Below are 23,051 nucleotides of genomic sequence, written 5' to 3'. Positions count from 1 at the left end.
GCGGACCTCATCCGCATCCGTGCGATCAAGCCGTAGGGGGTGTCCGACAGATCTTGACGCCTGCGGGGGGCCGCTCCCCTCCCCGCCCCTTCCCACGCAGCGTCGATGTGCGGCTCCGCCGCGTGGGGGCTCCGCCCCAGACCCCGGGGTCCAGGGGCGAAGCCCTGGTAACGGGGAGGGGAAGGCCCCCGGGCGTCCGCACCCAAGCATCAACCGCACCCCCAACCCCGGGCGGCCGTACCCCCAGCGCCAACCGCACCCCCAGCACCAGGAGGACCACCCCATGGTCGAGAGAACCCCACGACAGCCCCGTCGGCGCCTCATAGCCGCGGCGGCGCTCGCCACCGGTGTCCTGACCGGTGTCGCGGCCTGCTCCCCCGGCCCGAGCGACGGGTCGGCCACCAGCGCCAAGACCTCGGGCCCGGTCGCCACCGACCCCGCCAAGGCCGGGAAGGTCACCCTCACCGTGTGGGACCAGAACACCGACCCGGGCGTCAACGCCTCCACCGAGGCGCTCAACAAGGCGTTCATGGCGAAGTACCCGAACGTCACCATCAAGCGCGTCTCCCGGTCCTTCACCGACCTCAAGACCACGCTGAAACTCGCACTGTCCTCCGCCAACCCGCCCGACGTCGTCCAGGCGAACCAGGGCTACCCCGACATGGGCGCCTTCGTGAAGGCCAAGCTGCTGCAGTCGGTGGACCGCTACGCCAAGGCCTACGGCTGGGACACCGCCTTCCCGTCCCAACTGCTCGACCTCAACCGCTTCACTCCCGACGGCAAGACCTGGGAGACCGGCAATCTGTACGGCGTCTCACAGACCGGTGAGATCATCGGCATCTACTACAACAAGGCCAAGCTGAAGTCGCTGGGCCTGCCTCTGCCCACCACGCTCACCGGCTTGGAGACCGCACTGGCCAAGGCCAAGGCGTCGGGCCTGCCGCCCCTTTCCTACGGCGACTCCGACAAGAGTCCCGGCATCCACATCTTCGGCGTCATCCAGGCCCTCGCCGCCGGCAAGCCCGAGGTCCGCAAGCTCGTCTTCGACGAGGGCGACGCCAAGTGGACGGACTCCGGCACCCTCAAGGCCGCGACCACGCTGCGCCGCTGGGCCGACAAGGGGTACCTGGGCTCCGGCTTCAACGGCAAGAGCAAGGACCAGGCCGTCGCCTCCTTCGGCCAGGGCAAGTCCCTGTTCCTCCTGGAGGGCACCTGGCAGTCGGCCGCCCTCGCCCCGAAGATGAAGAAGAACGTCGGCTTCACCGCGCTCAGCCCCGCCGCCGGGCAGCCCCCGCTCACCCAGGGCGGCGAGGGCCTCGCGTGGTCCGTGACCTCCAAGTCCAAGCACCCGGACGTCGCCGGCGCGTACATCGACTTCCTCGTCAACAAGAACGGCATGAAGGCCGCCGCCACCCACGGCAACCTGCCGGCCCTTCCACCGGCCGACTACAAGCCGACGCCCGGCACCGTCGACGCGGACATCCTCACCCAGTGGAAGGCCGTGAGTGAGAAGGACGGGCTGCTTCCCTACCTCGACTACACCACCCCGACCTTCTACGACACCCTCACCGCCGCCGTCCAGGAGCTGACCGCCGGACACCTCACCCCCAAGGCGTTCACCAGCCGACTCCAGTCCGACTACTCGTCCTTCCAGAACAGCAGGTAGACCCCAACGCCATGGCCGCCACCGCACACCGCCCGACGGCACGCAAGCGCCCGGCCGGCGCCCCCACCCGGGAGCCGGTCCGGCGCCGCGGCCGCGTCGTCCAGTGGAAGGGCTACCTCTACGCCCTTCCCGCCCTGATCGTCCTCACGGTCTTCCTGCTGGTCCCGCTCGGCCAGTTGGTGCAGATCTCCCTCTTCCACTGGGACGGAATCTCCGTCTCCACATGGGCGGGGTTCGACAACTACACCGAGATCGCCCGCGACCCGCGGCTGCGCGCGGGCTTCCTCCACTCCTTCATCCTGATCCTGTTCTTCTCCGTCATCCCGATCGCGCTCGCGCTGATGCTCGCCGCGGTCACCACGCGGGCCGGCCGGCTGCGCGGCGTCTCCGTCTTCCGCGCGATGATCTTCCTGCCGCAGGTGGTCGCCATGGTCGTGACCGCCACCGCTTGGACGGCGATCTACGCTCCCGACGGCGTGCTCAACACCGCGCTGCGCGCCATCGGACTGGAGTCGGTCGCCCGCCCCTGGCTCGGCGACTTCTCCACCGCCCTGCCCGCCGTCGGACTCATCGGCACCTGGCTGGAGATCGGCCTGTGCCTGGTGCTGTTCGTCGCCGGCATCGGGCAGATCCCGGCGGAGCTGTACGAGGCGGCGAAGCTGGACGGGGCAGGCCCGGTGCGGGAGTTCTTCGCCGTCACCCTGCCCGGACTGCGCGGGCAGATCACCGTCGCGCTCACCCTCACCGTGATCGCCGCCCTGCGCACCTTCGACCTGGTGTACGTCGCCACCCACGGCGGCCCGGGCAACGCCACCAGCCTGCCCGCCTACGAGGTCTATAACCGGGCCTTCGGCACCGGCCAGGTCGGCTCGGCCTGCGCCATCGCCGTCACCCTGACCGCGGTGATCCTCCTTCTCACCTTCCTGATCACCAAGGTCCAGCCACAGGAGGACCAGACGTGATCTCCGCCCGCGAACGCGTGCTCAACTACGCCATCCTCACCCTCTTCGCCGCGCTGGCCCTGCTGCCGCTGATCGGCGTGGTGTCGTCCGCGCTGACCCCCGCCGCGGAGTCCGGGCCCTCCTTCACCTGGCCTCGCCACCTGGACCTGGGCAACTTCGGCACCGCCTGGCGCCAGGGCCACTTCGCCACGTATCTGACCTCCAGCCTGCTGGTCGCGGTCTCGGTGGTGGTTCTGACGGCCGTCCTGGCGATCCTGGCGGGCTTCTCCTTCGCGCACTTCGACTACCCCGGCCGGTCAGCCCTCTTCTACATCACCCTCATCGGGCTGATGGTGCCGCCCGAGGCCTTCGTCATCCCGCTCTACTTCAACCTGCGCGACACCGGACTCACCGACTCCTACTGGTCGCTGATCCTCCCGCAGACCGCCCAGTCCCTCGCCTTCGGCGTCTTCTGGATGCGCAACTTCTTCCGCTCGGTGCCGGTCAGCGTCATCGAGGCGGCGCGCCTGGACGGGGCGTCCGACTGGCGGCTGCTGTGGCGGATCCTGGTGCCCACCAGCCGTCCGGCGCTGCTGACGATGGCGATGCTGGTGTTCATGTGGACCTGGAACGAGTTCCTGCTCCCGCTGGTCATGATCACCGACGAGAGCAAGCGCACCGCACCGCTCGGCCTGGCCTTCTTCCAGAGCGAGCACACCACCCAGTACTCCGTGCTGGCGGCCGCGTCCATCATCGTCGCCCTGCCGGTCGTCGCCTCGTATGTCTTCCTACAGCGGCACTTCATCTCCGGCATGCTCTCCGGCGCGGTGAAGGGCTGAAACGCCACTGAACCGAACGGATGAACGGGGGTCGCCGCGCCGGTGCGGCGACCCCCGTCCCGGTGCCCTCGTGGGTACCGATCACCCATCGGCCCGGGACGACGGCGACGGACTCGGCGACTTGCAGGCCGCCGTCGCGCTGTGCGGATTGGGCGTACGGCTCCACGAGCGCGCGGAGTGCGGCGACCACTCGCGCGCGCTCACCTTCGTCGAGACCTTCCAGGAATCTCCGGAGGCGGACCTGCCAGGACTGGCGGAGCAGTGTCCGCTCCTCCTCGCTCAGCCCGGGGTCTTCCAGGTCCGACGTTGTCCGGTCGAGTCGCTCCAGCTCCGCCCGCTCCCGCCCGGCCTCCCCGCGGCCCAGCAGCCGGGCGATCCGGTCACGCATAGCCGCCCACGCGTCGGTCCCGGCCGCCTGCACGATCCCCGCCACCACCCGGTGCAAGCTCACAGCGGACGGCGGCAGCACCTTGGGCGTATCGGTCACGGTGTCCTCCGTCGATGGAAACCAGATCAACTTCGACGTCAAGGCGGACGACACCGCTTCCCCGGCCGCGAATTGGCCCGCGCCGTTCCGCACCGGGGGCCCGCTGCCGTCAGCCGGCCGGAAACCGGGCCACCCAACGCCGCTGCCAAGGTGTCTCGACGGCCCGGGGGTGATGGTGGGTGCGCGCCCAGGTGACGGCGTCGGCGGGGGCCACCCCCGCCAGGACTGCCAGGCAGGCGATGACGGTCCCGGTCCGGCCGATGCCGCCCCCGCAGGCCACCTCGACGGGTGTGCCCGCCCGCGCCCGCTGGTGCAGCGCCCGAATCTGCCGTACGGCCAGGTCGCGATCACGGGGCAGCAGAAAGTCGGGCCACTCGACCCATGCGCGCTCCCACCCCAGCTCCCCGTCATGCCGCTCGCGCAGCCGGGCGGACCCCAGATACAGCCCGAACCCGGGCAGCGGCCCCTCCGGCCGCGGATGCCGCAGACCGCGCCCCCGAACCCATGAGCCGTCCGGCAGCCGCAGGGCACCCGCCAGCGGAGCCTCACTCATCGGGCCCCGCCCCCGATCCGAAGCGCTCGACCATCGCCGACACGGCGTCAGTGTCCTTACACATACGTTCACTCTGGCCGCGCATCGCACTTTCCGCAAAGGGATTGAGTCGTGTGAGGATGTGGCGATGGCGTGGCTGGGGAAAAGCGGGTGGCGTGGGAAAAGCGGGAAACGGACGGTCGGGCTCACGGCCGCGGCGAGTGCGGCGCTGGCGCTGACCTCCTGCGGCCCGGGTGGCTCCGGCGACGGGGACTCCGGGGACCGCGAGGCGAAGTACAGACGCGTCATCGAAGACCCTCACCCGCGCCCGGCCGATGTCATCGAGGCGGCCGGGGCACCCACCGATGTGGCCCGCGCGAACGAGGGCTCGCTGCTCCTGACGTACCTGGCGAGCAACGTCGAGGACGACGAGGGGCCGGCCGCCACCGCCTGGCGCATCGTCGGCCCCGACGGCCATACGGTCGCCGAGCACGCGGAACACGCGGACACGGAGGACGCGCCACCCGCGTTCAAGGGGGTGCGCGGGGGGTTCGTACGGGTGCCGCCGGGCGAGGGAGCGGAGGGAGCGTACGCCCTCGACGTACGCGGCAAGCGGCACAAGGCCGTCATCACCGGGACCCCGTCGCCCACCCGCCCCGGCGATGTCCTGCTCGCCGAACTGGAGCCGACCCTCATCTACCGCCCCGCCACCCGCACCGTGGCGCCCCCGGCCGGAGCGCCGGACTACGCCATCCGCTTCGCCGTCGACGAACGGGGCACCGTCTGGAGCCTGGACCAGCCCCTGACCGAAGCCCCCAACCGCGTCGTATGGCAGCGCGACGGTCACACCCTTGGTTCCAGAGCCGTCCCGAAGCCGTACGCGGGGGGCATCCTCGCCGCGCGGGGTGGCACCGCGGCGCCGTCCCTCATCCGGGGCGAGCGCGTGCGTGGCCTGTTGCTGACGACGGACGGCGGCGAACACTGGCGGACAGTCCTCGCCGGCGGCATTCCCTGGAGGGAGCTGAAGCGCGGCCCGGAGTCGCTGGTCCTGGAGTCGCTCGCGGACGGTCGGCTGCTCGTCGGCGAGGAAGGCGGCCGCTACTGGCTCGCCGACGACCGCGCCAACAGCGCCTTCCACGAATTGAAGACACCGGCGGCATTCACATCGTTGACCGTCGACGGCACGACGCTCTACGGCATCGCGGACGCGAGGACGGCGACGTACGACCTGGTGAAGGACGAAGGGCTATGGATCTCTCGCGACGGTGGACGCGAGTGGCACCGCCACGAGCAGCGCGGATAAGGACCCCGGTACGCGACGCGCGACCGCGCACACGAGCGACCGCGCACACGGGCGACCGGGACAACGAGAACCGACTACACCTCGTCGGCGACGAACAGTTCGAGGTGCCCGCACTTGGGGCAGCGGTACGCCACTATCTGCCGCCGGGTCCGGCCTATCCGCTTGGCACCCCCGAACAATCCCCGCTCCATCGCGCCCTCGATCCAGCGCGCGTACCCGCGCGAGTGCTCGCCGGCGTCCTCGATGAAACCTTCCGCCAGACCGACGGTGCCGCAGTGGGTGCACGTGTAGTCGTTCATGCCGTGAGTGTAGGAGGCCAGGACGGACCCGTTGCCGTCGGCCCCTGCCCGGCTGGGACGACGGAGGTCCAGGCCCCATCAGGTGGAGGTCATGCGTGATGCCGGCATGGCCCACACCCGGACCGTCTCATCTCCGCCTCCGCTCGCGAGGAGTCAGCTCGTCGCAGAAGACGTCGAGGGGGTGCGCGTGCCTGGGCCTGCGCGGGGCCGAAATCGGCCCCGTGCAGGGGGGCAGGGTCGGCTCAGAAGCTGACGCTGTCGGGGATCTTGAAAATCGCAGTCGTCCAGTGTGGTCGACGTGCTGGTGAAGCGCTGCATTTCCCCTGATCAGAGCTTCTCAGTTAGGTTGGCGAGCCTCTGAGGGCCGCAGCGATGCATTGGTGACCGTTAGGCGAACGCTTCGTTCGTGTCGGCCGTTGTCCACGTGACTGGAGTGGCTGACGTGTCGATGGCGTTCACTCGTTCGTGGTGGCCGTGCCAGGAATCTCGGGTTCGGAGATGTTTGCGGGTGGGACGGTTGGCGTCCCACGACTCCGAAGGACCCGAGATGTGTGTTCGCACCCGTACCGGCTGGACGGCCCGGTACCGCGCCGTGATTCCCGAGCTGACCGTGCGAGTCGCCCGGGCGAGCAACCCCAGGGGCACCACGGCCATGGCCATCCGTGACCATCTCAACGGCCTGTGGGACGACGAGGACTTCGAGGAGTGGTATCCGCGGGATGGCAAGCCGGGCCTGTCACCTGCCCAGTTGGCGACAGTGTCGGTCCCGCAGTTCCTGCTGGAGCTGTCCGACCGGCAGGCCGCCGAGTCCGTTCGCAACCGCATCGACTTCAAGTACGCAATGGGCATGGATCTGGAGCATCCTGGCTTCCACCACAGCGTCCTGGCCGACTTCCGTGAGCGCCTGACCGAGGAGGGCCGGGCCGACAAGCTGCTGGACCTCGCGCTGGAGAAGATCAGGGCCGTCGGCCTGGTCCGGGAACGCGGCCGGCAGCGCACCGACTCCACCCACGTCCTCGCCGCGGTAGGGGACCTGACCCGCCTGGAGCTGGTCACCGAGGCCATGCGCGCCACCCTGGAGGAACTCGCACGCCGGGCTCCGCACGAGCTGGTCGGTCTCGTGACAGAGGACTGGGGCAAGCGCTACGGCCGCGCGGCCCGGCTCGGCAAGAACCCCTCCAAGCCCAAGACCCGGATCAAGGAGACCGGCGAGGATGTCCGCCTGCTCCTGCGCTACGTCCACCGCTACCTGCCCGCCCTCCGTGGCGGCGAGCAGGTCCAGGCCCTGCGCCAGATCTTCGTGCAGAACTACTTCATCGACACCCAGGACCGCCCGAAGTGGCGGGAAACAGAGGGCGCCGGCCTGCCCCCTTCAGCCGTCGCCATCGTCTCGCCCTACGATCTGAGCGCCCGCTACGCGCGCCGCGGCGAGACCCGATGGAAGGGCTTCCTGGCATCATGGCCAACCTCGATCACCGGAACCTGCTCTCGAAGGAGCACTTCGTCGACGGCGGCTACCTCTCCGTCGCACTGAAACAGCAGGTCGCCCACGAACACGGCGTCGGCCTGGTCGGACCGATCCGAGCCAGGAGCACCCGCCAGTCCCGCAAGGGCACCGTCTTCCACCGCGAAGCCTTCACGATCAACTGGGACGCGAAGGAGGTCACCTGCCCGCAGGCCAACGTCAGCCGCCGGCGGTCGACACCGCCGTCCCTCGCGCCCTACCTCAATGTCGAGTTCTCCCCGGACGACTGCCGCCAGTGCCCGGTGAAGGCCGCCTGCACGCGCACCGACGCCCGGAAGGTCACCTTCCTGCCGCGCGAGCTCTACGACATCCAGTCCGAATCCCGGACCGAGCAGCAGACCCAGGAATGGCTATCACGCTACTCGCTGCGGGCCGCCATCGAGAGCACGATCAGCGAGTTCGTCAACGGCCATGGCATGCGGCAGTGCCGCTACCGAAGTGAAGAGAAAGCCCACGTCCAGTACGTTCTGACCGCCATCGCGGTCAATCTCGAACGCGTCGGCGTCCACCTGCCGCCGGCACCCGCCCGGCAACCCCGGAACCCAACCGCTCTCCAGGGCTTCCTCGACTGGCAGCACATCCCGCGGCCCCGGTCCTGGCGCGTCGTCACCCACCCCGCAGGCTGAGGTGATCGTTCTCAAGGTGCTGGCCAGCACCTTGCCCGAGGCCAGCCCGGAGACCGAACGCCGACTCCGACCCTGGCACAGCACCCCTGCGAGGACCGCCCATTCAGCTTGATGATCTCCCAGAAGGTCGCTCGACCAAGATCCCCGGCAGAGTCACGTACTAAGGACGCAGGGGCCGGAACCGCCCAGCTCTGCCGTGCTCCAACTATCACGCCGTGATAATGAACCCTTCTTGGCCAGCACTGCACTCTGCCTTACAGCACCCGAATCCGTCCGAGCCATGGCAGAGTCATGCGCATGCTGACCTTAACGTCAGGGGCGCGCAGACACTTCGTCGCGACCGCCCTCTTCCTGGGTGCGTCTCTGACCGCCTGCGGTGAGCAGCACGGCACGGACGTGGCCGTCGGCTCCTCGACCACATCCCCGAGTTCCAGCTCCAGTTCCCCCGGCGCTTCTCCTTACGTGGAGCCCGGGATCGTCGACGGTGCCCCGCACCACGGCGACAACAATGCCTACCGTCGCTCCGGTGAGATGTCCCCCGCCGGCGCCAAGGACGCGCAGAAGGAAGCTGACCGCATCGAGCCCGTGCTCAAGCGGCTATGGGAGCAGAAGAAGTGGGATCCCAAGAGCGTGCGCGCGGCGCTACTTGAACTGGGTTACGACGAGGAGCGGACTGGGCCGAAGGGAGAGCCTCTCGGCGGGACGCTCACCGTACGGGAGATGTATCCGCGCTACGAGGTCGACCACAACGTCACGCCCGAAGGAGCCCTGGTCGGCCTTCGCGTCCATGACGACGCCTGCGTCACGGCGTTCGTGCAGAAGACCAACTACGAGGTCAAGACCAACGGGCCATTCCTGGAAACCGGCTGTTTCGAGCCGCCCTACGGCCACTGAGAGACGGTGCGGGGTACGTTCGGTGAGGCTCTCCTGGACGAGCTCCAGATGCTGCAAGGAAAGCGTTCGACCTCTCGGCGTCGATTATCACGGCGTAATAATCGACGGCGCGGATGTCTTGGGCCAGGCGGCCGGCCCGCCGACGCCGACCCCCTCCTCCTGCTCCTCATCCGTCCCGACACCGAAGCCGCCCTCACCAGCACCCGGCTCTGCGCCAGGAGCCGGATCCTCGGCTCCTGTCAGAAGGGACGAGCGTACGGGTGGTCTTTCACCCGGTCGTAGATCCTGCGCAGCCACGGTTCCCGGACAGCGGGGATCCGTGCCAGCGTGTGGAGGAACACGCCCCAGTCGGGCCGAAGCGGCTCCCACGGATACCGCGGCAGCGGATCGTCGCGTTGTACACCGTCGGGCAGTCCACCTGTCACGGGGAGCAGGAGCGGTTCGCCAGAAGAGGCCAGTTGTTTCCATGCATCAGCGGGCATGGGCACGGTCTTGGCGGTGGTGGAAGCGAGCCACCTCTCCCTCGTCTGTGGGTGCTGCGGCACGAGCAAGATGCGGCCCGTGAATTCCCGGGTCGGAAGGCCCGGCCCCGCCAGCGTCACGGTCTTCGTCGGCGTCCCAGCGGGGAGCAGCGCATCGAGTGCGTGGCCGAACGTATCCGTGATCGGGCCGTTGGGAAGAGCCACGGGTGTGCCTTCCGAGGCTGCCAGCAGGTGTGCTAGTCCGGCCCTCACGGCCGCAGCCCATCGCGGGCTCCATCTGCCATCTGGGGCGACCGGCGGTACAGACTGCCATTTCTGCCAATCCCAACCGGTGGTCCGGCCGGTGGGCTGGTTGTCTGGCAGGGCGCGTACGGCGTTCGGGGCGAACCATACCGCCTGCCACAGCGAACAGTCGTCTATACGGGTGGCCACTGGCTGACCGCACTGCGCGCAGGCGAGGTTCGGGCCGTCGCGGCCGTCCAACCCGCAGCAACAGCCGCCGCATCGATCGGGGATCAGGACGGTGCCGCGCGCATCACCCGGCGCAATGACGATCGCTCCCGGGGGGCCGAAGGAGAGCGCGCGCGCTGGCGCGAACACGCCGCGAGCTGCTGCTTCGTCCGCGCCGATCTCACTCCACGAGAGCCACGGCGGCCCGGAAGGCTCCAAGTCCACGGCATACGTCCCCGGCTCCATGAGGACGGGGAGCAGTCCGTTGCCCCACTTCTGATGGACATGGACAGGCAGCGCGACCTGCGCGAGCTGGCCACTGAGGACAGCGTCGCATCCCGCACACCCGAATACCGTCATCCACCCTCCCCGCCTCTGACATGCGGATTATCTCGACCGCACGATCAACGGCCAACGGCTTTATCTATCGCCACACGGCGCCGACGGGCAGTTGCGCGGGCACACCGGAGCCGTCCTGGCCACCGATGCGCCACCACGCATCCCCTACCCTGTCCATCCCCGCCGACGTGCAGCTCGGCTGCCGTCTGCTACGGCCGAAGCCACGCCACCGACCTGACCACCGCCGCCCAGCATCAGGACCGGTTCGACGCGTAGGTACTCGACACGCTGCGCGGCGTCGACCTCGACTCCCCTGGCCCGGCCTGAGGTCGACCGGCGCAGTCGCCCGAACGGGCGTCTCCCGAGGTTGGCGTTCACCGCGGCAAGATGATCGACCGTGCTGCTGCGACTGGCCTACCTGGGCGTGACGAATGCGTTCGTCACGCTGCGGATGTTACCAATGAGCGATCGAGAGAAAACTGTCGAAATACTCGCCTTGCGCCACCAGATCGTGGTGCTGGAACGCCAACTCGGCAAGGAGCGGGTGCGGTTCGCCCCGAGCGACCGGGCATTTCTGGCGGCGCTGCTGCACCGGCTTCCCATGGTCGTGCTCCGCGAGTGCGGCTGCTGGTGCGTCCGGACCCAGTGCTGCGCTGGCACCGCGACCTTCTCGCCCGCCGCCATGCTGCCGCCTCCCGGCCCAGGCGCTCGGGACGGCCGCGGACCTGCACTCCGTGCGGACCCTGGTGCTGCGCCTGGCGCGGGAGAACCCTGGCTGGGGGTATCGCCGTCTGCACGGTGAACTGCTCGTCCTGGGCGTGAAGGTGGCCGCTTCAACCGTCTGGGAGATCTTGCAAGAGGCCGGCATCGATCCAGCACCCGAGCGGTCCTCCAGCACCTGGGCGGACTTCCTGCGCTCCCAGGCCCCACGCCCTGCGGGCCTGCGACTTCTTCGAAGCGGTCGCCCTATCCGGGGCACGAATGCACGTCTTCGCTGTCATCGAGCACGCAAGCCGACGGATCCTGATCCTCGGTGCCACCACACACCCGACTTCTGCGTGGGTGGCACAGGCCGCGAAGAACCTCGTCATGGATCTTGAGGACGTGGGCTGCCGAGCGCGTTACATGATCAGAGACCGGGACGGGAAGTTCCCCGACCTGTTCAATGCCATTCTGGCGGATGCGGGGATCGAGGTCGTCCTCAGCGGTGTTCAGATACCGAGGATGTTGCAAGACCGCGCGAGGTCACACGGTCATTGCCGAGATCCAGGCCGCACTCGCCGTCGACGGGCTGTGCACCGGGAGGCTGCCCTCGTCGGTCAGTTGCACTCGCGATGGCCGAGGCACTACCCCAAGTGCAGCAACGCGAAGCCGGCGGCGCACAGGACGACTCCTGCGAAGGCGATGAAGCCCCCTGACATCCGCATCCGCGCTTCCGGGGAGACCGGGTAGACGGGTTCGGCAAGGCTGCCTCTGCGCAGGCGGGCCTCGCGGACCCGTTCTCTCATCCGGGCGGCTTGACGGGTGGACATCCCGCGCACGTCGAAGGCGAAGCCCAAACCGAAGATCACGGCGATCACACCGGCACCGAGGGCACCTAGGCAGAAGGCCAGCGGCGGGCCAGTGCGAGCGGCCAGCGGGAACAGGGAAAGCATCCCGGCACCCTACCTGAACTGCCGATCTCGCGGCCGGGGACTGACGGTCAACCAGCTCCGAGCTGGTCATGCCCACCCATCAATGCTCAGCTCTGGTGGAATTCTCGTCTCGAACGGGTGGACCGTGAACGACGCATACGCTGATCGCGATGGTGACGAAACGGGTCCAGAACAAGGCAACCGATCTTGTGCGCCTCGATGCCACCGTGGCGGGCTGGTGCGGACTGGCCGGTCCGCTTCCCGGACCGCTTGCGGGAACGCGCCCAGCAGCGCACGTGCGGCCGCGGCCGCGGCGTAAGCCCTGGATCGGCTTCCTGCGGGCATGCGGCCTGATTCTGCTCTCTCCGCTGCTGCTGTACGCCGTGCTGGAGGGCCTGCCCGGCTCCCGCAAGGAATACCGCGAGACCAAGGCCCGCTCGGCCGACCGACGGCGCCGTCGTGCGCTGGTGCCGGCACAAGGGCTGGACCAGCCCTTCGACGGCGACTGGGACGGCACAGCCGGTCAGCTCCTCCTGGACTGGTACGCGCAGGCGCCGGACGAGGAGCGGCTGCTGGTGCTGTACCGCTCGGGGGTCTTCCTTCCGGCTGCTCCCTCACGAGCGTGGAGCCCGGGCCCAGCCGGACGGCTGCGCGTCGTCAGGGAGCTCCTCCACCCTTACGCGGAGCGCGTCGAAGTGCCGATGATCTCCGGGCCGGACCTCCCTTGCTTCCGGCTGCGGTTCACCGATGGATCCTGGCTTGGCCTGCGCTTTCTCGAATCGGAGGACGCCGCCGGACGAGCCCTCGATGTCTGCCGCAGATTCTCTTGAGTCACCTTGACGGCCACCGGTGCCTCCGCTGCGGTTTTTTCATACATTGGCGCACTCTCGTCATCTGCGACGCCGGGCGCAGCGAGCTGAATTTGAGTACCCGTACTCAGGCCGCCGTCACTGTTCCGTGAAACTGTGGTGACGTGGCGAGGAGCAGGACTGCCCGCGGAGTGAAGGGCACGCTCGTGTCGGCTGCGGCGGCCATCGTCTGTTACTGGGTGTGGGCCTCCTTGCTGGAGTGGGCGGACGACGTAGCCGAGGCCAGTGGGCGCGTGATGGGCGCCGGGTGGTTCGAGGACCTTATAGCATTGATCACGGGCTTCCTGTCGATGCCGGTTCTGTTGTGGGTGGGGATGCGGCTGCTGGGTGAGCGGGGCAACCATCTGCTCGTCCTGGTCGGGGCCGTGGCATGGTTGATCATTGGTGGTCACGTGGCCGACGGCTTCGTCAGCGTCACGACCACCGCCGCGCTCCTCGCCCTCTTTGCGGTGCTCGGCGGTCTGCTGTCTCTGGTCGAACTTCCGGGAGAGTGAGCGGCCGGGAACAGTCCTCCTGAAGAGCGCCGGGGCACGTCTCCTCTGCCAGCGCGAAGAGGGCGGAACCGCGACCTGCCGTGCAGTCAGCTGTACGGCTAACTCCGCCTGCGCGGAGGATCGCCCGAGCAATCTGGAAGTCAAGTCAGAACGATCGGGTTGGTGAGAGCGGCCATATGGCCATGCGGGTGGCGTACCTCGATCCGGACAAACGCCGAGTCTTCCGAGGTCGTGTGCCACTCTGCGGTACCCACGCCGGAGTCCGGCAGCGATTCGCGGTGGACTTTGCCCCGATCGGTGTGGAAGCTGACGTTCGCCGATGGGACACCGCGTATGTGCGCGCGCACCATGACGGGTTCCCCGTGAGTGGCCACGCGTTCGCCGATCCCCGCGTTGTGGCCGGCGGCGACGGCCGTGAGCGACAGATCGACGGCAGCCGATTCGGCGATCCAACTGCGGCCCACGCGGATTCCCGCGAGAACGGCCGGCGTGCTCAGAGCCTCGGCGAACACGACGGTGTGCGGGATGCCGATCTGCCCCTCGAGGTGGGTGTCGCTGTTGCCCATGGCCGGCTGCCAGCGATCCGCGTGTATTCCCTCCGCCAATCCTCGACCCCACTCGGCGAGGGCGGCCTCGTTGTCGGCGTTCCACGGCCGGTCCGAGGCCCACAGCCCGTTCCATACCTCGACCACATCGAGGTCCCGGTAGGGATACATGAAGGTGCCTGAGGGATAGGGCGCGTGCGGATGCGCGGCCACGCACAGTCCACCGGATGCGCGGACCTGGTCCAGGCATCGGCCGATGAGTCGGTCTCCCACGCGATAGTCCCAGTCGATCACCTGGCCCGGGGCGATGCCGAGAGCGAGCCAGTGCCCGGCCCTGGTGGTCACCTCCTCACCCAGGAGGACTAAGAAGTCATCTGCGGCATGGCGCCCCCAGGCACTATGCGCGTTCGCGGAGTTGTGCTCGGTGGTGGCGATGAAGTCGAGTCCCACTGTGCGAGCGTCGGCTGCCAACTGCTCAGGAGTGAGCTCGCCGTCCGAGTACACGGAGTGGATGTGGCAGTCTCCGCGATACCAGCCGGCTCCTCGGCCACGCTCTTGCACAGGCAGGAATCCCGAGTCCGGCATCGTTCTCCTCGTCTACTACGGCCCAACCGCCAGACGAACGAGCCCAGTCGACACAGCGTTCCCAGCACCGACTTGGCGCGCATACGCATCGAGCACACCCGCTCGGCTACATTCTGCTCCGCCAAGGCCCGCCAGGACCTGGCCGCCCGAGACTCATTCACCAATTCCGACGGGGACAACCTGCCCGAGTGCCGGAAGCCTCACCGCCGTCGCCGTCATCATCCCCGGAGTCGTCGGCCAGGTTGCCCACCTCGCGCAGGAAGCCGATGAGCGGGATGGCAACCGCCTCAGCTCGCCCGCAGAGCCGGGGGAAAAGCAGGCTCCGCCGGTGCTCCGCCCAGGCTCGCCTCCGCTTGCGCGGAGAGTCGATCAACCCGGATTCCCGCTCGACGGCCCGCCGCCGTGCGAGCGCCGGGCCGTCACCATGCGTCGCTGCCGGATCTCCTTCGCCCCGAACGGCTGTCGCAGCCATGAGTCGAGAGTTGCATAGTCGCCATCGGTGAGGCCGAGGCGAGGATCGACTCGGTGGAGCAGGGCGTGTCCCCGATGGTGGGCGGCGACCCAGGCCTGATCAGTGTCAGTGATCTCGTCATCGACCCAGACGAACGACCGCCCCGCCGCCCATTCGACGAGGGCGCGGGTCTTCCAGTGCAATCCGTTGCGTTCGTCCTGGTCATCGATGTCGGACGGCCCTGGCCAGGCCACCACGGCCAGACGCGGGAGGCCGATCAGCGGAGCGATGTACTCGTTGGCGTCATCCATCCATGTCGTGGCCCAGACCACCTCGCACGGAAGCGCAGCCAGCTTGGGCCCGTGCTCGGGATTGATCCTGTTCAGGAGAGGATTCGCGTCGTCTTCACGCAGATCGAGACCTGTCACATAGGTCGGATACTGCTGCGGCTCCGCGCCGAATGGGATGAGCGGTCCGTCGACATCAAGGAACATCAGCGGAAGCCGCACAGAGCCAGTCACAGCAGCACAGGATAGCGACGGCACCACCATCGGTCGCCTCGATGAGGAGGGGCTGACCTCCGCCCCTGTTGCCTGCCGACTCAGGCGAGATCACAGAACCTCGTCGGAGACCGTGCCGCTGTTGTGATCATCCACGGGCCTCAAGATCCGCAACTGCTGCCCAAAACAGCAATGGAAGTCATCGTGGACGGCTATCTGTACCTTCTCCTCGAGGGACCCAGTCCTGAGCGGGCTCCTGGCGCTACCGGCAGGCCATGGTCATCGGCGACGGGCTCTTCCGGAATCCGCTGCATCACCTCGTTCACCTGCCGCTGGGCCCAGGCATCGTCCTCCCGCCACGGCGACCCGACCATGGAGGAGGCCGCGGTGGTCGACTTCATCGGTGACCAGCCCCTGGATGCCCTGACCGGAACTCCGGAGGCCGCTGGGCTGCACGACGGTGCCACTCCGACCGGCGAGCTCAACGACCATCCCTTGGATTTCGGCCCGCACCAGCGCACGTATCGGGCTCGTCCCGTCTATCGGCGCACGCTCCATCTGCCCGCTGCCCAGCGCGGTGGCCTGGGTACCGCCTACCTGACCCGGATCCACACCTACCTCGACGCCCACCGTGACGACCTGCACCAGGAGGCGGACGCATGAGCGACCTGTGGCTCACCCGCGTCATCCCTGACCTCCGCAGCCGCCAAGCACGCCGCGACCTGCCCAGCGCGGTGGGCATGCACCACCGCATCAGGCAGCTCTTCCCCGACACCGAAGCCGAACAGGCCCGCGCCGTACTCGGTGTCCTGTTCCGCATCGAAGACGGCCCCCAGGGCCCCCACATCCTGATCCAGAGCCAGGCCCAGCCCGACACCACAGCCCTACCCGTCGGCTACGGCACCATCGCCACCAAACCCCTCACCCCGCTGCTCGAGGGCCTCAAGGCCGGGCGTCCGGTGCGCTACCGCATCGCCGCCAGCGCCGTCCGCAAACCCGGCAAAAGCACCCGCGCCCTCTACAACCTCAAACCCGTCGTCCCCCTGTCCGGCACCGCCACCATCACCGACCCCGGTCTGCTCCAGAGCCGCCTCGCCGAAGGCATCGGGCGCGGTAAGCCGTACGGATGCGGCCTGCTCACTCTGGCACCCGCATGACTACACCCCGCCGCACATCGAAAAGCGGGACCACAGCTTGCCGACGACTCGCCGCACCGACAGTCGCCCTGCTGCCGCGCATCGGCGACAGCCTGTCTTCCCTCTACCTGGACATCGTGCGCCTCCATCAGGACGACACCGGGGTATGCGCCGCCATCACCACCAAGGAACGTGGCACCGAGCTTGTATACCTGCCCACCGAGGCCCTGTCGTGCCTGATGCTCGGCCCAGGCACATCCATCACGGCCCAGGCTCTGGCCACCCTGGCCCGGCACGGCACCACCGTCGTGTGTCGGAGCCGACGGACTCCTACCGCCTCGCCCTCACCCAAGCCAGGGCCGCCGCTCAGGGCACTACCGCAGGCTGACCCGTATGCTCTGCCCTACTGGCGGCGTCCCAGCGACGGACTACCGACGGTCGACGGGGAGGCTCTTGATCATCTCGCCGTTGACCAGGATGACGAGACAGCCGCAGCCGCCGACGCAGTATTCGACCTCACCTTCAGACGTGCGGTGGTGGGACATTGGCGTCCACAACTGCGTTTCCGCCGGAGTCGGCTCGTGGCAGACGGGGCAGCGGTCGTCCGACGGCGTGACCGCGGATGCGGGAGTCATTCCACCAACATGGCGTCACCGTCTAGAACACTTCAACCATTACATCGGGTGGGGCTCACGCGGGACGAGCGCCGGTGCGATCCGCAGGTCCGACACGCCGAGCGGCGCGGCGCACCGACCAGGCGCCGGCCAGGACTACCAGTGCCATGGAGCACAATTGACGTGCTGTGAGCTGCTCGTGCAGCAAAACGAAACCGACGCCCGCCGCCACGGCGGGGCTCAGTGCGAGCAGCACTCCGAAGGAGCGCACATCGATGCGCCGCAGGACCGCCATATCCAGGCGCCGCTGGCCAGTCCCAGCGTCAGGCCCGTCCAGTCGGGGAACAGATGCCCGACCCGCTGGCTTATGACCACATACCCGGCCCGCCACAGCGCGGCGGCGCCCCTCAGCAGCAGCCCGGCGGCGGAGAGCGAGGCTCCCGGGGCGGCCAGCAGGAGTACACCCACAAGCGCAAGCAACGCCACCGCGAGGTGCTCAAGCCGACGGGACAGAACGATCGACACGGTGAACGGCCCGAGCAGTTCCAAGGTCGCGGCCACCCCGATCGGCAGGCGGCTGATGGTCTGGAAGTACTCCAGGTTCATAGCCGCGAAGACCAGACCAAGTGAGATCGCCGCCCGCCACTGCACAGCCGTGACCTCCCGCAGCCGCGGCCGGACCAGTAACCACGGGATCGCGGTCGAGGAAAACAGCCGCATACCGGCTAGCGCCGTGGGGCCGACTGTCCCATAGGCATCCTTGGCCACGGCCGAACCCGCTTGAAGGCTGGCGATCTGAGCCAGCATCAACGCCGGAGCCGTCGCGTCGCCCTGCCACGGTGCGCGGGGGATCTTCACCGTCGTGCTCCTTCGGGTCCTCTCCATGGTCACGGCCGTGCTGGCCACCCGGCCTGCCGCCGCGTGCCACTACAGCTCGGACCCCACACGATGGTGTAATCACCCTATGCATTTCAACCATTACGGCGGGGAGGCCGCCAGGCTGGCTGCGGACCTGGTCAACCTGACCGTGCCACCACCCCCCGAGCACCTGGAACCACTACTCGCCACGCACGGGGTGGTGCACGGCACACTCACCGCCGCGCAGGCCGTGACGATCTGGACATGGAGCCGGCGCCTGGCCGCGTGTTTCGGGCGGCAGGACCTCGAAGAGCGGTGCCAGGCCGTCAATACACTTCTCGCCGACGCCTCCAGCAGTCCCCGGATCTCCCTGCACGACGGCCGACCCCACCTGCACTACAGCACCACTGACGCCGACGCAGCCGCGCACATCCGAGCCGTCACCGCAGCCGGACTCGCCTACGTCGTGTGCTCCGCCGGCGCCGAACGGCTGGGGCGCTGCGCACGCCACGACTGCGGTCTGGCATTCGTCGACACCTCCCGCAACGGCCGACGGGCCTACTGCTCCGTGCGCTGCGCCAACAACGACGCCGTGGCGCGTCACCGCGAGCAGCTCCACGGTGACGCCCGGCCGTCAACTGCACGGAAGACCCGGAGAACGTGACCGTCCGGGACGCCGCCATTTCACTTCCCACGGCAAACGGCACCGCTGGCCTCAGCCACCGACAACACACCTCTTCCCAGAGCGGTGGTGTCAGTTCTCATCAACATTTTGCGGTCCGGTGATCGACAAGTGCTGCCCGAAGTCGTCGACAATCGGTGTCGGCTCTCACCTCCAAAGCCAGCTTTCTCGGAGACCTCTTCTGCCCACAGCGATCGGCTGTTCATGAGGCTGTTCAGTCGGGTGATCGCTCGGCATAGTGCCTTCATGACCTTGGGTTTCAGTGGCGAAGTGGCCGAGTTCTACGCAAAATTCAGGCGGGGCTACCCCGAGCCAGTCCTCGACTTGTTGCAGGAGTACTTTGCGCTGTCCTCGGAGGACAGCGTCCTTGACCTCGGATGCGGCACCGGACAGCTCGCCCTCCCGCTTGCGTTTCGAGTGAAAGCGGTGATCGGCATGGATCCCGAACCCGACATGCTTCGCCTCGCTCGTGAGGCGGCCGGTGAGTGCGGAGTCCGCAACGCCACCTGGGTGCTCGGTGCGGACACCGATGTCCCTGCCCTCGGCACCCTACTGGGGCCCAAGCCATCCCTTGCGATGACCGTCGTTGGGCAGGCCCTGCACTGGATGCGGCACGACGTACTGTTCCGGGACCTGCTTCCGCTGTTCCGCGCTGGCGGAGGCATCGCCGTGATCGCGAATGGGACACCGCTATGGCTACAGGACACGGCCTGGTCACGAGCTCTCCGCACCTGCCTCGAACATCACTACGACACCGAACTGACCGCTTCCTGCGGAACCGCTGACGGGGATCGGCTCCGGTATGCACAGGCTCTCCAAGACACCGGCTTTTCAGACGTGCGAAGCACCACGGTCTCCTACCCCGACGAGCTGACCTTTGACCAGGTCATCGGCGGTCTCTACTCCGCTATCCCCGCGGGGCAACTACCAGCAGCCGATCAACGGCCAGCATTCGAGGACAACATCCGGAAGGCACTGCCGCACGACGAGGCTTTCCCCGAACAGGTCGATGTCTCCGTACTCGTCGGCCGGGCCGGCTGACCCGCCGCGCTGGCCGCAGGCAGAGGAAATGACACGGAGCTGAGACAACGAGCGGATGCCCCGGCGTGAGACAGCGCGACAGTGCCCAGGTCACAGCGTCGCCGCAGGAAACGAGCCGCGAGAACCTACCTTTCCCGGTGTAGGTTCGCATTTCGCATGTCCCTTTCTCATTGACGATGGCCATCGTCCGGCCCAAGGGACAACGCGGTGAGAGCAAACTCCTCTCCTGTCGCACTGAGGCTGTCGGATTCTCATTGCGTTGTCGCGGCCGCCCCGGTTGCGCAGGCGGTGAGCATGGCGGGCCGGAGCTTGCCGCGCCCGCAGGGGGATCGTGCTGTGCGCGATGGCCAACAATCACGGGGTGGGCGTCCTGGTGGGATGCGTGCTGAGGTCGGGCTGCCCGCTGCCCCGCACACCTCGCCGCCCCCTTCGCCCGGTAGGCGCCGCGCACGTTTCGCCGACCGGAACCGGCCTTCCGGCCCGACAGGACCGGTCCGTCCGACGCCTGGCTCGTTTGCCGCTGCGGCCCGACTACCGGTCAACCGGCCAGAGTGTTCAACGCGGTGATCCGGGCCGGATCCAGCCGTACCGTCGCCGCCGCGATGTTCTCCTCCAGGTGGGCCGTCGACGCTGTGCCGGGGATCGGCACCATGTTCTCGGCCCGAGCGAGCAACCAGGCGAGCGCGACCTGGGCCGGTGTGGCACCGATCTGTGCGGCGAGGCCGCTGAGCGGGCTGTCCGGCCGGGCCCGGGCCCCGATGTCGAGCGGGAACCAGGAGATGAACGGAAGCCCCTGGTGTGTGCGGTGTTCGAGCACGTCCTCGTGCTTGCGTTGCGTGATGCTGTACTGGTTCTGGACGGAGGCGTGGCTTCGTTCACTCGCTCTATTCGGCAGGCAGGGCGATCTTGGGTCCGCTCAATGGCGATGCCATACGAGCGTGTAGCGCCAGAACAGTCGACGGCGCAGCCGTGCGCCGGGCAGGGCGTCATGGGCTTCACTGACGATGTCGGAAAAGCTCATGTCCGCTGGTCGGGTCAGGGCGGTCATCGAGACCGGCCGGGGTGCCCTGCGGCCCTTGTTCTTGAGCCAGCCCGTGGCGGCATTCAGCGGACTGGCGGCGACGCCGAGCAGATAGTCGCCGGCAGTCTGCACCCGGGAAAGGCCGACGACTACCAGGGTTCCTCCGGGGGCCAGGTGCTGGCGGAAGACGGTGAGAGCTTCGGTGAAGGGCAGGTGGTGGATGGTGGCGACGCAGGTGATGACGTCGTAGGAACCGGCAGGGATCCCGGTCAGCGCGTCTGCGACCGTGAAGGTCACTGGGGTTGCCGGAGGAGTCATTCTCTGCGCCCGGTGGATGATCACCGGGTCGGAGTCGATTCCTTGGACCTCGTTGGCGCGTGCGGCCAAGAGCCGGGCCAGGTCGCCGCTGCCGGAGCCGATGTCCAGGGCACTGTCGAAGCGTTTGGGAAGTTGCCGCAGGATCCACTGGTGGTAGTGGGCGTTGTGGTCCCAGGGGTGGGTGGCATTGAACTGTTCGAGAGCTCGCAGGACTCGGTGCGGCAGTGGCTTCATGCCGTCAGTCCACCAAGTCCCTGGCTCCTGCGTCACCTCGATCGGGAATGTGTCAGCCGAGTTGGCGTGGGCGGGGTTGTATGCGGTCTTGGACGTAGCACCTGATGATGCCGTAGGAGATCGCTGTCTCGTGCTCGTCCATGAGTCGCGCCCAGATGTCTTTGGGGCGGTGCCCATCCTTGATCATGGCGTCGATGAGGTGGCGGAAGGGGTCGAGGGCGGTTGGCCGACGAGGCAACGGCTTGCGGGGGCGGGGTTCGAGTCCGTCCAGTGCGGCCCTGACGGTCCGCCAGGTGACCTTGTGGCGCCTTTCCAGGGCTCTGCCCGAGAGGGCTTCTGCTTCAGCATCGTGGCGGATGCGCTGGTAGAGCTCTCGCTTGTCGTTCTTCTTGGGTGGTGTGGGGCTTGGGCGGGGGTTGCGCCGTCGGCGGGGTGGGCTGGAATCGGCCAGGACTTGTTCCAGTAGTTCAGGCGGGCGCCCGGCCAGTGCGGCGAGACGTTCAAGGCGGGGTTTCCCGAACCAGTTCGACGAGCCGGCGAGGAAGCCGTGCAGGTAGCTGGGTTTGAGGTGGTTGGCGTGGGCCAGGCGTCGAATGTAGGAGTCGGCCGGTTCTCCAGGACGCGGTCGGGTGCTGGCCAGAAGCTCGCTGTCCTCAACGCCGATGCCCGCATAGACGAACGTCGCGGGAATGCGCTCTGAGAAGTACTTCAAGGTGTCCGAGACTTCGGCGCCCGGACCGGGTGGTCTGCGAGATGTTGTGGATCGCATGCCGGTTGAGCAGAACGAACCGTCGGCCGCAGGTCACGGTCTTCTCGACGAACAATGTGGCGACCACGAGCATGCGAGCGTGGTGATCGATACGGGCCTCGTCGTAGAGGTCCAGATCTGTCGGGAACAGCCTCTGCAACTCCTCCGGAGGAAGTAGAACTGGGGGCTCGGGCGAACTGGCGACGAACTCCCGCCACCCTTCCAACGTGGTGAGCTGCCGGCTGGCGTGGGCATCAGCCTCTCGTGCAGCGTGGTGTGTGGGGATGCCGGCACTGAGATGGTCACGGGCGCCTCCAGGGGTTGGCGAGCGGCTCGAACAGGCCCAGCTCGGTCAGAGGCCAAGCAGGCGCTTGATCATCAGATCAATCACCAGTGCTGTGACCAGCGCGGTGAACTGGCTCACCAAGCCGAGTGTGCAGCGGGGTCCCCGGCCTTCCTGGCGGCTGTCACCGCTGACGACTGGCCGGAACCACCAGCCCTCGACCCGCGCCCTCACCCACAGGATCTCGGCGTCGACGACATCCAGGAGGGCTGGAGCGAGCAGACGCTCTTCCAGGTGATCGCCTCGCTGATGCCCGGGGCCCGCGCGGTGCTGCGCCGGGTCACCGACCTGGGCGCACCTCCCCGTTCGACGAAGTCGAGCTCGTCGGTTCGGCTTGCGCGGTGAGGATCGCGCTGCGGCGGCTCGCCCGCCGCTACCAAGCCCTGGACGAAGAGATCATGGTCCTTTCTGAAGCGACCTTCACGTACCTTTGCGGAGCAGCTCCCGTCCCGGCCTCCGCCCGGCCGCACCAACCGCCACCGCCTGAACCGATGCGGCGACAGAGCGGCCAACAACGCCCTCCACGCCATCGTGCTGGTCCGAAGGAACTGGCCCGTTTGGCGGCCATGCCATCGACGCTTCCATGACGCTCATC

25 protein-coding genes and 4 pseudogenes are annotated in these 23,051 nt (G+C 68.1%); 17 read left to right on the top strand and 12 right to left on the bottom strand.

From position 1 onward, the window contains the following. Positions 1-283 precede the first annotated feature (283 nt). Genes KN815_RS13480 through KN815_RS13470 form a run of 3 tightly spaced genes read left to right on the top strand, consistent with a single transcriptional unit; the run spans position 284 to position 3,446 of the window. On the top strand, positions 284-1,666 hold the full coding sequence (locus tag KN815_RS13480) for an extracellular solute-binding protein (RefSeq protein ID WP_216342080.1): 1,383 nt from the start codon (positions 284-286) through the stop codon (positions 1,664-1,666). 11 nt (positions 1,667-1,677) lie between these two features. Further along, positions 1,678-2,628: a carbohydrate ABC transporter permease gene (locus tag KN815_RS13475; RefSeq protein WP_216342078.1), complete on the top strand. Its 951-nt coding sequence runs from the start codon at positions 1,678-1,680 to the stop codon at positions 2,626-2,628. Continuing rightward, entirely contained in the window at positions 2,625-3,446 is an 822-nt protein-coding gene (locus tag KN815_RS13470) for a carbohydrate ABC transporter permease (RefSeq protein ID WP_216342076.1), read from the top strand. The genes KN815_RS13475 and KN815_RS13470 overlap by 4 nt, the downstream gene beginning before the upstream one ends. Here KN815_RS13470 and KN815_RS13465 read toward each other — a convergent pair. Next, entirely contained in the window at positions 3,409-3,933 is a 525-nt protein-coding gene (locus tag KN815_RS13465; RefSeq protein ID WP_216342074.1) for a hypothetical protein, read from the bottom strand. The two genes, KN815_RS13470 and KN815_RS13465, sit on opposite strands and share 38 nt — an antisense overlap. On the opposite strand from KN815_RS13465, the pseudogene KN815_RS50265 reads away from it, so the two are divergent. Continuing rightward, positions 3,875-4,006: pseudogene (locus KN815_RS50265) on the top strand (DUF4333 domain-containing protein); the annotation flags it as partial. The gene KN815_RS13465 and the pseudogene KN815_RS50265 overlap by 59 nt on opposite strands. A gap of 36 nt (positions 4,007-4,042) precedes the next feature. Here the strand turns inward: KN815_RS50265 and KN815_RS13460 are convergent. Continuing rightward, positions 4,043-4,486: a protein-tyrosine phosphatase family protein gene (locus KN815_RS13460; RefSeq protein WP_216342072.1), complete on the bottom strand. Its 444-nt coding sequence runs from the start codon at positions 4,484-4,486 to the stop codon at positions 4,043-4,045. Between the two features lie 127 nt (positions 4,487-4,613). Here KN815_RS13460 and KN815_RS13455 point away from each other — a divergent pair, with 127 nt between their 5' ends. After that, a complete protein-coding gene (locus KN815_RS13455; protein ID WP_216342070.1) occupies positions 4,614-5,768 on the top strand; it encodes a hypothetical protein in 1,155 nt (384 codons plus the stop codon). A 74-nt stretch (positions 5,769-5,842) separates the two neighbouring features. Here the strand turns inward: KN815_RS13455 and KN815_RS13450 are convergent, their stop codons facing one another. Further along, complete coding sequence (locus tag KN815_RS13450; protein WP_216342068.1) at positions 5,843-6,067, bottom strand: hypothetical protein; 225 nt, start codon at positions 6,065-6,067, stop codon at positions 5,843-5,845. 547 nt (positions 6,068-6,614) lie between these two features. On the opposite strand from KN815_RS13450, the gene KN815_RS50260 reads away from it, so the two are divergent. From KN815_RS50260 to KN815_RS13440, 3 genes are all read left to right on the top strand, one after another. Continuing rightward, positions 6,615-7,601 (top strand): transposase, encoded by a 987-nt coding sequence (locus KN815_RS50260; RefSeq protein ID WP_253208947.1) that lies wholly within the window; start codon positions 6,615-6,617, stop codon positions 7,599-7,601. Next, positions 7,526-8,218 (top strand): transposase, encoded by a 693-nt coding sequence (locus KN815_RS50255; RefSeq protein WP_253208946.1) that lies wholly within the window; start codon positions 7,526-7,528, stop codon positions 8,216-8,218. Before KN815_RS50260 ends, KN815_RS50255 begins: the two co-directional genes overlap by 76 nt. Positions 8,219-8,515: 297 nt before the next feature. After that, positions 8,516-9,112 carry a hypothetical protein gene (locus tag KN815_RS13440; RefSeq protein WP_216342066.1) on the top strand — a complete coding sequence of 199 codons (597 nt, stop codon included), beginning with the start codon at positions 8,516-8,518 and terminating at the stop codon, positions 9,110-9,112. Positions 9,113-9,351: 239 nt separating this feature from the next. On the opposite strand, the gene KN815_RS13435 is transcribed toward KN815_RS13440, so the two are convergent. Continuing rightward, positions 9,352-10,404, bottom strand: coding sequence for a hypothetical protein (locus KN815_RS13435; protein WP_216342064.1), 1,053 nt, complete (start codon positions 10,402-10,404; stop codon positions 9,352-9,354). 376 nt (positions 10,405-10,780) lie between these two features. Here KN815_RS13435 and KN815_RS13430 point away from each other — a divergent pair. Continuing rightward, positions 10,781-11,646 (top strand): annotated as a pseudogene (locus KN815_RS13430) (helix-turn-helix domain-containing protein); the annotation flags it as partial. 83 nt (positions 11,647-11,729) lie between these two features. Here KN815_RS13430 and KN815_RS13425 read toward each other — a convergent pair. Further along, positions 11,730-12,038 carry a hypothetical protein gene (locus KN815_RS13425; RefSeq protein ID WP_216342082.1) on the bottom strand — a complete coding sequence of 103 codons (309 nt, stop codon included), beginning with the start codon at positions 12,036-12,038 and terminating at the stop codon, positions 11,730-11,732. A 149-nt stretch (positions 12,039-12,187) separates the two neighbouring features. Here KN815_RS13425 and KN815_RS13420 point away from each other — a divergent pair, with 149 nt between their 5' ends. Continuing rightward, entirely contained in the window at positions 12,188-12,847 is a 660-nt protein-coding gene (locus KN815_RS13420) for a hypothetical protein (RefSeq protein WP_216342062.1), read from the top strand. A gap of 170 nt (positions 12,848-13,017) precedes the next feature. Next, positions 13,018-13,380, top strand: a complete 363-nt coding sequence (locus tag KN815_RS13415; RefSeq protein WP_216342061.1) for a hypothetical protein — start codon at positions 13,018-13,020, stop codon at positions 13,378-13,380. 140 nt (positions 13,381-13,520) lie between these two features. On the opposite strand, the gene KN815_RS13410 is transcribed toward KN815_RS13415, so the two are convergent. Beyond that, positions 13,521-14,510, bottom strand: a complete 990-nt coding sequence (locus KN815_RS13410) for a CehA/McbA family metallohydrolase (protein WP_216342059.1) — start codon at positions 14,508-14,510, stop codon at positions 13,521-13,523. A 369-nt stretch (positions 14,511-14,879) separates the two neighbouring features. Beyond that, positions 14,880-15,482 (bottom strand): HAD domain-containing protein, encoded by a 603-nt coding sequence (locus KN815_RS13405; protein WP_216342058.1) that lies wholly within the window; start codon positions 15,480-15,482, stop codon positions 14,880-14,882. Positions 15,483-15,653: 171 nt separating this feature from the next. Between KN815_RS13405 and KN815_RS13400 the strand changes: the two genes are divergently transcribed. From KN815_RS13400 to KN815_RS50250, 3 genes and pseudogenes are all read left to right on the top strand, one after another. Continuing rightward, complete coding sequence (locus KN815_RS13400) at positions 15,654-16,124, top strand: hypothetical protein (RefSeq protein ID WP_216342057.1); 471 nt, start codon at positions 15,654-15,656, stop codon at positions 16,122-16,124. Next, complete coding sequence (locus KN815_RS13395; RefSeq protein ID WP_216342055.1) at positions 16,121-16,618, top strand: type I-E CRISPR-associated protein Cas6/Cse3/CasE; 498 nt, start codon at positions 16,121-16,123, stop codon at positions 16,616-16,618. The genes KN815_RS13400 and KN815_RS13395 overlap by 4 nt, the downstream gene beginning before the upstream one ends. Further along, positions 16,615-16,908: pseudogene (locus tag KN815_RS50250) on the top strand (type I-E CRISPR-associated endonuclease Cas1e); the annotation flags it as partial. The gene KN815_RS13395 and the pseudogene KN815_RS50250, both read left to right, overlap by 4 nt. Before the next feature lie 117 nt (positions 16,909-17,025). Here KN815_RS50250 and KN815_RS13390 read toward each other — a convergent pair. Continuing rightward, on the bottom strand, positions 17,026-17,232 hold the full coding sequence (locus KN815_RS13390) for a hypothetical protein (protein WP_216342053.1): 207 nt from the start codon (positions 17,230-17,232) through the stop codon (positions 17,026-17,028). Between the two features lie 219 nt (positions 17,233-17,451). Then, a complete protein-coding gene (locus tag KN815_RS13385) occupies positions 17,452-18,069 on the bottom strand; it encodes an EamA family transporter (RefSeq protein WP_216342052.1) in 618 nt (205 codons plus the stop codon). 106 nt (positions 18,070-18,175) lie between these two features. Between KN815_RS13385 and KN815_RS13380 the strand changes: the two genes are divergently transcribed. Then, positions 18,176-18,733 carry a CGNR zinc finger domain-containing protein gene (locus KN815_RS13380; protein WP_216342050.1) on the top strand — a complete coding sequence of 186 codons (558 nt, stop codon included), beginning with the start codon at positions 18,176-18,178 and terminating at the stop codon, positions 18,731-18,733. Positions 18,734-18,997: 264 nt separating this feature from the next. Then, positions 18,998-19,792 (top strand): class I SAM-dependent methyltransferase, encoded by a 795-nt coding sequence (locus tag KN815_RS13375; RefSeq protein ID WP_216342048.1) that lies wholly within the window; start codon positions 18,998-19,000, stop codon positions 19,790-19,792. A gap of 538 nt (positions 19,793-20,330) precedes the next feature. On the opposite strand, the gene KN815_RS13370 is transcribed toward KN815_RS13375, so the two are convergent. From KN815_RS13370 to KN815_RS13360, 3 genes are read right to left on the bottom strand one after another with little or no spacing between them, the layout of a single operon-like run. After that, positions 20,331-20,687, bottom strand: a complete 357-nt coding sequence (locus KN815_RS13370; RefSeq protein ID WP_301184573.1) for an aldo/keto reductase — start codon at positions 20,685-20,687, stop codon at positions 20,331-20,333. Between the two features lie 21 nt (positions 20,688-20,708). Then, positions 20,709-21,365 (bottom strand): class I SAM-dependent methyltransferase, encoded by a 657-nt coding sequence (locus tag KN815_RS13365; RefSeq protein WP_216342046.1) that lies wholly within the window; start codon positions 21,363-21,365, stop codon positions 20,709-20,711. Between the two features lie 52 nt (positions 21,366-21,417). Next, positions 21,418-22,077, bottom strand: a complete 660-nt coding sequence (locus KN815_RS13360; RefSeq protein ID WP_216342044.1) for a TniQ family protein — start codon at positions 22,075-22,077, stop codon at positions 21,418-21,420. A 717-nt stretch (positions 22,078-22,794) separates the two neighbouring features. Between KN815_RS13360 and KN815_RS50245 the strand changes: the two are divergent. Continuing rightward, a pseudogene (locus KN815_RS50245) lies at positions 22,795-23,051 on the top strand (transposase); the annotation flags it as partial.

The organism is Streptomyces niphimycinicus (assembly GCF_018883605.1).
Classification (GTDB): Bacteria; Actinomycetota; Actinomycetes; order Streptomycetales; family Streptomycetaceae; genus Streptomyces; species Streptomyces niphimycinicus.
The sequence above is the reverse complement of the archived record's forward strand: the minus strand, read 5'-3'. Positions and strand labels throughout refer to the sequence as shown.

What these genes read in the sequence shown, in the direction of transcription:
- KN815_RS13400 (WP_216342057.1), top strand. Translation starts at nt 15,654, where the DNA reads ATGGAAGTCATCGTGGACGGCTATCTGTACCTTCTCCTCGAGGGACCC.
- KN815_RS13440 (WP_216342066.1), top strand. Translation starts at nt 8,516, where the DNA reads ATGCTGACCTTAACGTCAGGGGCGCGCAGACACTTCGTCGCGACCGCC.
- KN815_RS13410 (WP_216342059.1), bottom strand. Translation starts at nt 14,510, where the DNA reads ATGCCGGACTCGGGATTCCTGCCTGTGCAAGAGCGTGGCCGAGGAGCC.
- KN815_RS13460 (WP_216342072.1), bottom strand. Translation starts at nt 4,486, where the DNA reads ATGAGTGAGGCTCCGCTGGCGGGTGCCCTGCGGCTGCCGGACGGCTCA.
- KN815_RS13450 (WP_216342068.1), bottom strand. Translation starts at nt 6,067, where the DNA reads ATGAACGACTACACGTGCACCCACTGCGGCACCGTCGGTCTGGCGGAA.
- KN815_RS13395 (WP_216342055.1), top strand. Translation starts at nt 16,121, where the DNA reads ATGAGCGACCTGTGGCTCACCCGCGTCATCCCTGACCTCCGCAGCCGC.
- KN815_RS13380 (WP_216342050.1), top strand. Translation starts at nt 18,176, where the DNA reads ATGCATTTCAACCATTACGGCGGGGAGGCCGCCAGGCTGGCTGCGGAC.
- KN815_RS13475 (WP_216342078.1), top strand. Translation starts at nt 1,678, where the DNA reads ATGGCCGCCACCGCACACCGCCCGACGGCACGCAAGCGCCCGGCCGGC.
- KN815_RS13455 (WP_216342070.1), top strand. Translation starts at nt 4,614, where the DNA reads ATGGCGTGGCTGGGGAAAAGCGGGTGGCGTGGGAAAAGCGGGAAACGG.
- KN815_RS13480 (WP_216342080.1), top strand. Translation starts at nt 284, where the DNA reads ATGGTCGAGAGAACCCCACGACAGCCCCGTCGGCGCCTCATAGCCGCG.
- KN815_RS13375 (WP_216342048.1), top strand. Translation starts at nt 18,998, where the DNA reads ATGACCTTGGGTTTCAGTGGCGAAGTGGCCGAGTTCTACGCAAAATTC.
- KN815_RS13435 (WP_216342064.1), bottom strand. Translation starts at nt 10,404, where the DNA reads ATGACGGTATTCGGGTGTGCGGGATGCGACGCTGTCCTCAGTGGCCAG.
- KN815_RS13390 (WP_216342053.1), bottom strand. Translation starts at nt 17,232, where the DNA reads ATGACTCCCGCATCCGCGGTCACGCCGTCGGACGACCGCTGCCCCGTC.
- KN815_RS13425 (WP_216342082.1), bottom strand. Translation starts at nt 12,038, where the DNA reads ATGCTTTCCCTGTTCCCGCTGGCCGCTCGCACTGGCCCGCCGCTGGCC.
- KN815_RS13420 (WP_216342062.1), top strand. Translation starts at nt 12,188, where the DNA reads ATGGTGACGAAACGGGTCCAGAACAAGGCAACCGATCTTGTGCGCCTC.
- KN815_RS50260 (WP_253208947.1), top strand. Translation starts at nt 6,615, where the DNA reads ATGTGTGTTCGCACCCGTACCGGCTGGACGGCCCGGTACCGCGCCGTG.
- KN815_RS13365 (WP_216342046.1), bottom strand. Translation starts at nt 21,365, where the DNA reads ATGAAGCCACTGCCGCACCGAGTCCTGCGAGCTCTCGAACAGTTCAAT.
- KN815_RS50255 (WP_253208946.1), top strand. Translation starts at nt 7,526, where the DNA reads ATGGCCAACCTCGATCACCGGAACCTGCTCTCGAAGGAGCACTTCGTC.